The organism is Nocardia cerradoensis NBRC 101014 (genome assembly GCF_000308535.1).
Lineage (GTDB): Bacteria > Actinomycetota > Actinomycetes > Mycobacteriales > Mycobacteriaceae > Nocardia > Nocardia cerradoensis.
This window is the reverse complement of sequence record NZ_BAFW01000174.1, coordinates 43942-53023: the sequence shown is the minus strand read 5'-3', so window position 1 is coordinate 53023 and position 9082 is coordinate 43942. Positions and strand designations below refer to the sequence as shown.

At 67.3% G+C, this 9082-nt stretch carries 6 protein-coding genes; 4 read left to right on the top strand and 2 right to left on the bottom strand.

Features of this window, described 5'->3' with window-relative positions:
* Positions 1-194 precede the first annotated feature (194 nt).
* The 4 genes from ON23_RS18480 (at position 195) to ON23_RS18465 (ending at position 3207) form a co-directional block, all read left to right on the top strand.
* Entirely contained in the window at positions 195-1115 is a 921-nt protein-coding gene (locus ON23_RS18480; RefSeq protein ID WP_039779681.1) for an NADP-dependent oxidoreductase, read from the top strand.
* A 59-nt stretch (positions 1116-1174) separates the two neighbouring features.
* Positions 1175-1561: a hypothetical protein gene (locus ON23_RS18475; protein ID WP_039779680.1), complete on the top strand. Its 387-nt coding sequence runs from the start codon at positions 1175-1177 to the stop codon at positions 1559-1561.
* Entirely contained in the window at positions 1558-2184 is a 627-nt protein-coding gene (locus tag ON23_RS18470; protein ID WP_039779679.1) for a TetR/AcrR family transcriptional regulator, read from the top strand. Before ON23_RS18475 ends, ON23_RS18470 begins: the two co-directional genes overlap by 4 nt.
* 237 nt (positions 2185-2421) lie before the next feature.
* On the top strand, positions 2422-3207 hold the full coding sequence (locus ON23_RS18465; RefSeq protein ID WP_039779698.1) for a methyltransferase domain-containing protein: 786 nt from the start codon (positions 2422-2424) through the stop codon (positions 3205-3207).
* A 59-nt stretch (positions 3208-3266) separates the two neighbouring features.
* On the opposite strand, the gene ON23_RS18460 is transcribed toward ON23_RS18465, so the two are convergent.
* Both ON23_RS18460 and ON23_RS36010 read right to left on the bottom strand, forming a co-directional pair.
* The gene (locus ON23_RS18460) at positions 3267-4931 is read right to left on the bottom strand and encodes a phospholipase D-like domain-containing protein (RefSeq protein ID WP_039779678.1); all 1665 of its coding nucleotides are present in this window, start codon (positions 4929-4931) and stop codon (positions 3267-3269) included.
* 381 nt (positions 4932-5312) lie between these two features.
* Entirely contained in the window at positions 5313-8999 is a 3687-nt protein-coding gene (locus ON23_RS36010) for an NACHT domain-containing protein (RefSeq protein ID WP_051042848.1), read from the bottom strand.
* Between the last annotated feature and the right edge of the window lie 83 nt (positions 9000-9082).

Here is a 9082-nt window from a genome sequence, read left to right as displayed (position 1 = left end):
GCCGTCGTCGCTCGGGTCTCATCCCTCGTGGTCCTCCCGACCGCGGGGGATGAGGTATGTAGTCGGTCGACAGGCTGCCCGTCACGGCGGAGGTCGCCGGCAACGCACGAAAGTCCTTGTTACGCAGGTCTTTTCTGCGATTGTTTACTACGCCACACTTCCGGCCCGAATGGCGTCCCGGAAAGGACTCCAGCATGCGAGCGATCATCGTGCGCGACCGTGATTCCGGTATCGCCGGGCTCACGGTGACCGACATGCCCTACCCGCACGCCGCGGAGAACGATGTCGTGGTGCGGGTGCACGCCGCCGGCTTCACACCCGGCGAACTCGGGTGGCCGGCGACCTGGTCGGACCGCGCCGGTCGCGACCGGACACCCGCCATCCCCGGCCACGAACTGGCCGGTGTCGTGGTCGAACTCGGCTACGGAACCACCGGTCTCACCGTCGGCCAGCGGGTTTTCGGGCCGACCGACTGGGCGCGTGACGGATCGCTGGCCGAATACACCGCGGTGGAGGCCCGCAACCTCGCCCCGCTCGCGGCCGATATCGACTACACCGTGGCCGCCGCGCTGCCCATTTCCGGCCTGACCGCATGGCAGGGGTTGTTCGACCACGCGCACCTGACGTGTGGCCGGACGGTCCTGATACACGGCGCCGCGGGTGGTGTCGGCTCGATCGCCGTGCAGCTCGCGCGCGAGGTGGGTGCGCACGTGATCGGCACCGGCCGAGCCGGCGACCGTGACATCGTGCTCGGGCTCGGCGCACAGGCGTTCCTCGATCTGGACGGCGACGACCTGCGCGACGCCGGTGCGGTGGACGTGGTATTCGACGTCATCGGGGGCCGAATCCTCGAGCGATCGACCGAATTGGTCCGTCCCGGTGGCACTCTCGTCACCATCGCCATGCCGCCCACCACGCAGCCCAGGGACGGGCGGGCCGTCTTCTTCGTCGTCGAACCCGACCGTGTGCGCCTCGCCGATCTCGCCGAGCGGGTCAGGAACGGGCGACTCGAGCCCGTCGTCGGCTCGGTGCGACCACTCGCCGAGACCGCGTCGGCGTTCGCCCGCCGCCACCGCACGCCCGGCAGAACGATCATTCGGGTCGCCGACGAATAGCGCGGATGTGCCGAGGAGCCCATTGACGTATTGACTGGCCGGTCATTAAGGTTGACTGCATGGTCAATAAGACGTCCGCCGCGTCGATCGAGTTCGATCGGCTCGGCATGCTGGTGTGGGCCTATCTCGTGACTGCTGTCGCGACCGTTGCCGCCCTGGCGATTCTGTCGGTGACGGCCCCGCACGAGGCGCCGCGCGAGGCGTGGGGGCACGCGGTGATCGTGGCGGCGTTCGCGGTGCTGCTGCCGCTGCGCTTCCGGTCGGCACGTCGTGGCAGCGTCGCGGCGCTGCGTGCCGTCGGTCTGATCGCGGCCGCGCTGTTGCTGGTCAACGTCATCGAAGCGCTGCTGCCGCATTTCCTCCCTGGCTGGATGCGAGTGGAGATGTTCGGCATCGCGGCGCTGATGGCGCTGATCATCCTTCTGGTCGTTCGCGAGCGGATATGACGGCCGCGAATCAGCGCGCCCGGCAACGGCTCAGCGCCGAGGCTCGCCGCCGCCAATTGGAGACCGCCGCGATCGAGATCGTCGGACGTGACGGGCTCGCCGCGGCCACCGCCGACGCGATCGCCCGCGCCGCCGGAGTGTCGAAAGGCTTGCTCTGGCACTACTTCACCGACTTCGACGACTTGATGGCACACGCCGCCCGGCGCGCGTTCGCCTCGCTCGAGGCGGACGTAGCCGCCGATATCGACCTCGACGCCGATGTCGACGATCTACTGCGAGCGGCGATTCGGCGCGCGGCGCGACTGCCCGCGACACACGGCGCCGAGCTGCGAACGATCCGCCAGATCGTGCTCAATCTGGGCGCATTCGGCGGCGGTGCCGCACTTCGCGACCGCGAGTACAGCGCCCTGTATGCGCGGCAGGCCACACTCCTGCGGCGCGGTCAGGAACAGGGGCAGCTGCGCGCGGACCTCGATCCGCACCTGCTGGCGGTGACCTATCAGGGGATGGTCGACAGCATGCTCGAATACCTCGACACGAACCCGGACATCGACCCCCTGACCTACGCCGACCACGTCGCCGACGTCCTCCTGGCCGGGATCACCCCGACGCGGAAACGGTGAGCCGCACGTTCCGCGTCGGATCACGGGACGGCGGCAACTCGGCAGCGCCGTCGAAACCGTCTCGGCGCATCGGCCTGGACGGCGACCGCACGCCGATACGATTGCTGCGCTGAACGACGAAGCCGCCCGGTGCTCGCGCTCCACCGACCGAGGCCGGCGCTACGCCCTGACTTCTGTGGCCTGACTGGTTGCGCTCGCACTGACCGAATGCGCTCGCCGGGCGGAGGTACCTTCGACATGGTGAATGTCGAGGCTTTCGAGAAATATCGCGCGAACGACTATCTCCGCCGCCTCGCGGATTCGGACATAGGCCGGCACTACAAGGCGATCGCGTTGGAGCAGTTGGACATACAACCGGGCCATACGGTTGTCGATCTGGGCTGCGGGCCAGGGGCGGACCTGGGCAGTTTCGCCGCGGCGACCGGTCCGGCCGGCCGGGTCGTCGGCATCGACAGCGACGCTGCCGCCCTCACCGAGGCGCGCTCGGACATCCGGGCGGGGGAGCCGATCGCGCTCGTACACGGCGACATTCACAGTCTCGGCCTTCCCGGGGCTGCCGTCGATCGCGCACACACCGACCGGGTGCTGCAACATGTGGCCGATCCCGTGACGGTCCTCGACGAGATCCGCCGGATTCTGCGGCCGGACGGCATGGTCGTCCTTGCCGAGCCGGACTGGGACACACTGGTCATCGATCACCCCGATGTCGACATCGCCTGTGCCTACAAGCGTTTCGTCACCGATGTGGTCGTCCGCAACAGCCGGATCGGCCGGCAGTTGCCCCGGCTTGCCGTCGGCTGCGGTTTACACGTCGCGGACGTACTGCCGATCACCACGGTCTTCCGGGATGTCACCACCGCCGACCGGGTGCTCGGCTTCGCGCGAGTCAGCAATCGCGCCGTCGCCGCCGGATATCTGACCCGAGATGCCGCCGACCGCTGGCTGACGCATCTCGCCACCGAACCGTTTTTCGCGGCGGCGACCCTGTTCGTCGTCGTCGCCGTCGCGGGTACGCCGACATGATCGTGCGCGAAGGACGGTTCTGAGCGGGCTCGCACCTCGGGTTCGCTCCTCCGCGCCGGCTATGCGACCCAGAAGTCGATCTCGCGGATCTGAGGGCTGTCGGGCTTCAGGTACCAGCTCTGCCAGGAGTCGCTGTCGACCAGGCCCTGCCATCGCAGATTCGGTGGTTGCAGGTGCCGGCGGAAGCGCCACCGGTACTGGTTGTAGACGGACATGATGTTCGTCGCGTACGCGTCGGCCAGGCCCGGCGTATCGCGGATGAGGAGCAGGTTCTCGTCGTTGGTCCCGCTGGCTTTCGGGCCCAGGTTGTGCGACCCGGTGAGCACCACGGGGTTCGCCCCGAAGGGATCGATCACGATGACCTTGCTGTGCACCATCGCGAATGCTCGATCCAGCTTCTTCAGTTCTTCGCGGAAGAACATGGTCGGCGCGTCGATGGCTGCGGGAAGGACGACGTCGAAGTCCGCCTTCTCCGTGTTGTCCTGATCGAACAGGTGCACCGGGTTGGCCGTGGTGCTCGGGTCCTGGTTGAGGACGCCACGAATGTAGAGACGCCGCTCGTCGGGTCGTCCCGCGCGCGCCGTGTCGAGAATCGTGTTGAGCAGGGTGTCCTTCGGTCCCGGATTGAACATCAGGAAGAGGATGCCGGTCTCCGCGCCCGTGATGAGTGTCCGCGCGTCCTCGAGGTCGACCTGTCCGACGGTCGGGGTGAACCACAGTCGCACCCGGGCCGGATCCACCGTCTCGTCCCGGGGTGTGCTGTTGCCGGTGCGCAGGCTCGCCGGTGTGGCATCGCCCGCCTGCTCGAGCAGGTCCCACTGGTGCCGGTACTGCTCGGCGAGGTCCGGGTCCTCGATCAGCAGCGAATTGTTGGCCTGGGTGCACAACCCGGTCATGGTCCAATTCTGGCTGCCGGTCCACACCCATCGCGGGGTGGATTCCTGGTCGCAGACGACCAGGAACTTGTTGTGCCCCAAGGCGCGTGGCGAACACATCCGATCGTGCAGGTCGATCTGCCCACGCAGTTTGCCGCGCGCCTCGGCGTTCTGATCGTCGCCCTTCTTCTTCACGCTCCCGTTCGCCAGCACGACGTGCGCGTGCTTGCCCAGCTCGGCCAGGGCGGCTTCCAGTTGAGGATCACCGAGTTCGTACAGCGCCGCATACACATCGGATCCGTTCCGGGCAGCGGTGTCGAGCAGCGTGAACAGCCGCGTGCCCAGTGGTCCGGCGAGGTAGTTCCGGAGTGGATCGCCGGTGGTCTCGAGCACGGTTTCCAGTTTCGCGTTCTGCAGTTCGTGGCCGGTGACCCCTAATCGGCGTGAGACCCATTGTGCGGCAACGATTCCGCGGTTGAATACCGCCTCGATGTCGGGGGATGCCAGGTGCGTCAGGGTGATCTCGTCGGTCCAGTCGCTCGCCGCGTCCGGGTCGGGGCGCAGGTTGGCTTTGTCGTCCCCGACCATCGGCAGGACCCGGTAGGCGACCTTGTCGCCGGGATCGGCCATGTAGTCGGTCCATTGGTACTTCTGAATCGGCCAGTTCGTGGACGCGCGACGCTCGCCGGCGGTGGCTTGGTCGTCGGTGAAGCCGACCCAGGTGCTGACGACCTCTTCGATGCCGTTGCGTCGCCGCATGAGCGCGAATCCGCGGCACCCGGGAATGAACCCGTCGGGTTTCCATGCGACCAGTGCGTCGTCGCCGTTGTGATGAATGCGTACCAACATGTTTTTTCGCCCTTCGGAAAAGGATTACCAGGGCGAGCGGATAAACGTAGTTCACTCCGGGTGAGCGGCCCACAGAGGCGGCCGAACCCGCCCTCATCGCGGTGGGAAGTCCCGGAAAACCGGATCGCCTGGCGATCCAAAAGGTATGGTGCCCTTGAATTCTAATGTTTGCCGCATTGTTCTGGGAGGGTCGTGCATACTCGACTTCGGCTTATTTCCCCAGTTGAAAGCGGGTAGTGTGCTACCCGAGATCGCGACAGCTTTCGCTCGCCATAATAGAAATGGTGCGCCGAGTGGCCGGCTCGAGACCCACGAATGTACGGCGCAACGCACTTCTATCATTTCATCGAATTGAATTCCGGCGCCGCCCCGACTATTCATTCATCGAGGCGCAGGTAGTTCGAGCACGCGGTTGTCGTAGGGGTTCGTGACGTACAGGTTGTGCGCATCGTCGACGGCAATGGACTGCGGCCACCTGAGTCCGGTCATGTGCACCGCCTCGGGCGCGGCCGATCCGGCGCGAAGTTGCATCACTTGGCCGTTCCGGTCGCAGACATAGAGGGTGTCCTCGGAGTCGACGGCGATCCCGGTCGGCTTGTCGAGGCCGCCGAACGGCAGCGCCGTCGGGACGGTCGATCCGATGGTCAGTTTCAGTACGCGATTGCGGCCCGCTTCGGTGGCGTACACGGTCCCCGCGGAGTCGATCGCGACAGCGGTGACATGGTCGAGTTTCGGGAACGGAAGGGCGATTGCGGTCGTCGACCCGGCCGGCAGCTTCCAGACCACACCGGTGCCGTTGTCGGAAACATACACATCACCCGATTCGCTGACGTCCAGGCCGATGGGTGCCACCAGTTCGGAGAACGGCAATGTGGCCGGGACGGTCGATCGAGGACCCAGTACGAGAACGTGACGGTTGTCGCGGTCGGCGACGTAGAGGTTGTTCGCTCGGTCGACCGCCAGTGCGAAGGTCAGTCCGAGGTTGGTGAGAGGGAGCATCGACGGCCTCGGCGCGCCCTGCTCCCATCGCCACAACCGGCCGAGGGCGGAGGTGTCGTCGACGTGGTTGGCGCTCCTCCCGAATCTCGTGCCGGCCACGTACATGGTTCCGGCGTGGTCGACGGCGACACCGAGGGGTAGGGAAACGTCGTCGAAGGGGAGTGCGGCCGCATTGCTCCGCGCGAGCCGGTCCCGGTGTTCGTACGCGTGGTGCACGAGCCCGGCGACAGACGAAAGGGCCAGCGCCGCGGCGGCGGCGAGGACGAGCGCCGCGCGCGCGCGACTGTGCCGGAATGGCCGTCGCGCGCCGGCGGCGAGCCGGTCCTGCAACAGGGCATGCCGGAATTGGTAGACGCTGCCGACTTGCCGGAGCACCCCGCGGCGATGGGCGGTGCGATAGAATTCCATGTCCCGCAACGGCATTCGCCCGGCCAGCCACAACCAGACGGATGTGATCGTGTGCCGGCCGGAGGCCGTCAGGAAATACGAGATCACGAAGAACGCGACGGCGAAGACGCCGATGTCCTGGGCGTCGAGCGCGGCGGTCGAGTTGATCGCGGCGTGGAGCCAGGTGGCCGCGCTGGCGGCGACGGCATAGGCGAGGCTGTACATGACGGCCGCTCGTCGATCGAGGCGTAGCGATGCCAGTGGTCCCATCGGCCGGTCCAGCGTGACCGGCCGATCCAGCGCGACGGCGAGTATTCCGACGGCGAGGCCGAACGGCGGACCGACGAGCACGCAGTCTCGCGCCTTCTGTCCGGCGTCGGGAAGGTCTGCCGCGAACCAGAGCGTTGTCGCTCCCACTGTCGCGGCGATCGCGGAAACGATGAGCAAACGCAGAAGCCTGCCCCGTAGCCGCAGTTGCAGGCTCATCGGCCGGGTTTCCCATGGCAGGAATGCGAGGATGACCACAGGGCCGATGCCGAGCCGGATACCGTCCTTCGCGGCGCGGAGCGCCGGTTCCCACACTGCCTTTCCACCACCGAGCATTTCTCTCACGATCGGTAGCAGGAACGCGCCGGCGACTACCCCGGCCGCGGTGACCGTGACCGCTGCCAGAATCCGTGGCTGACCTGTCGTCGCCCGTTCGGCGCCGGCTGCGAAGACCGGCCGCAGAATGCGACGGCCGAGCCGCACGCCGAGTGCCGAGCAGAGCCCGGCGATCGGTCCCACCGTCAACCACTCGCGCGGCACGTCGAGAACTACGTCCCGGACGGACTCGTGCCGTACCACAACACCCGCAGCCGACACGCCGATTGCATGGACCAGCCCGAAAACGATCCCGACCACGGCCGCTGTGCCCGCGATCGGCCCGATCCACGCCCGGAAGCGTCCGGCAGTCGTATCGGCGATTCGAGGTGATTCTCGGAGGACAGCGGTGGGCGACGGTGTCGGGGGTACGCGCACAAACCCGACGACGAGGGCGATGAGCAAGAAGCTCTCCGCGACGTATTGCGCCGTATCGACTGCGCTGTCGGTAATGTCGGACCGATAGCTCGTGTCGATCCATGCCCGGTAGGTCAGCCCCCCGACGGCGAGCGCGGCGATCGAGCCGAGTGCCATCACCATGGTGAAGCGCCCAGCCTGGCGGCGGAATGTCGGTGTCTCGCGGTCCAGGTCTGCCACGGTGAAGAAGCCGATGACGACCGCGGCGAGCGATCCCAGCCGAACCGACCACTCGACACTCTCCCCCCATCTGGTCGATGTGAAGCTGTCGGTCGGCCATGCCGCGGCAAGCGTCACTACCACCACGAGCATCCCGACCGCGACTCCCGACACCGCCGCGAACAATGGCGAAGGAATGGCGAGATGCCGCTTCCACCAAGCCAATTCACGATCGCCGCAGCGGTCGAGGTCACCGGCGAGGAGCCGCAGTCGGCGTTCGGCGTCGGCCACCGCGGCGCCGTTGCGACCCGCGGGCGAGCTCGCGCCCGCATAACCGGCGGGAACCGCCTGGTCGAGGAGGTGCGTCTCGACGGCCTCCCGGGTATCGAAGGCGGTGGCGTCGAGGAGCTCACCGGGATCGGCGCGTCCGTCACTGTAGGCGGCCCGCGCCAGCGAGGTCATCAACGGAGTCGTCAATACCGAGGCCAGGCGATCGCGCGGATGCTCGTGGAGATGGGCGAGGACGGGATCCCACTTGTTCAGTCCCCGCCGGGGCGCCGACGTGACCCGCAGATAGGACGCGATCTCCTCGAATCCCAGTGGGATCAATTCGATCACCGCGGCGGCCGTCACGACGTCGCCGGCAGCGTCGACCGCGGCCTCGTACTCCGCGGATCGGCTGGTCAGCAGGAGCCGGTCGCCGACGGTGAGGGTGCGATTCAAGGCGGTGATCACCTCGGAACGCACCTGCTCGGGGGCTTCGTCGAGACCGTCGAGAACCGGCCAGATCCGGCCCCCGGCGATCAGATCGTGGGCCAGCGTCGCCCCCGACGCGACGTGGCCACCGAGAAGTGGATAGTCCACGCACAACCGCGTCTCCATCCATGCCGACAGACTCGCTTCGCGCGGATTCCACGACGCGACCGGCATCAATACCGGGACGGGATCGCCGCGGCTTCGGCGTCGCACCGCGGTGAGGGTGAAATGCATCGCGAGCACGGATTTACCCGACCCCGGTTCACCGAGGACCACCAGCCGCCGCGACGGGATCCGCTCGAAGACCTCGACGATCTCGTCGAGCCGTCCGCCGAGTTCGATCGGGGTATCGCAGCCCTCGACACCGCGGATCACCTCCCAATAATCCATCACCCCGTCTCGGCCGCAGTTGCCCCAATGCAGTTGCAGCGGACGGGGGTCCGCCAGGCGGCGCAGTCTCTCCTCCGCCTGCCACTGCTCGCGCACCGCGCCGGCCAGCGCCTCCAAGGCGGCGTCGGGATCGACGGTGGTCCGCTGTCCCGGCCATCGTGCCGCCACCGCGGTCAGCACGCCGATGACCGCTGTGATCAGTCCGGCCACCTTCCCGATGGTTTCCCATCCGGATGCGAGCCAGACCCACAGCAGCAGTCCGGTCACTGCGATCAGGGCGATTGCGACAGGCAGTCGGCGCGCCCACGTGGTACCCACGACACCATTCCCTCGTTCGGAAAGGCCACCGGTACGTCCGAGCCGGCGGCTGGCCTCGGCGTGAAGGCAATGTGTTCAGCGTG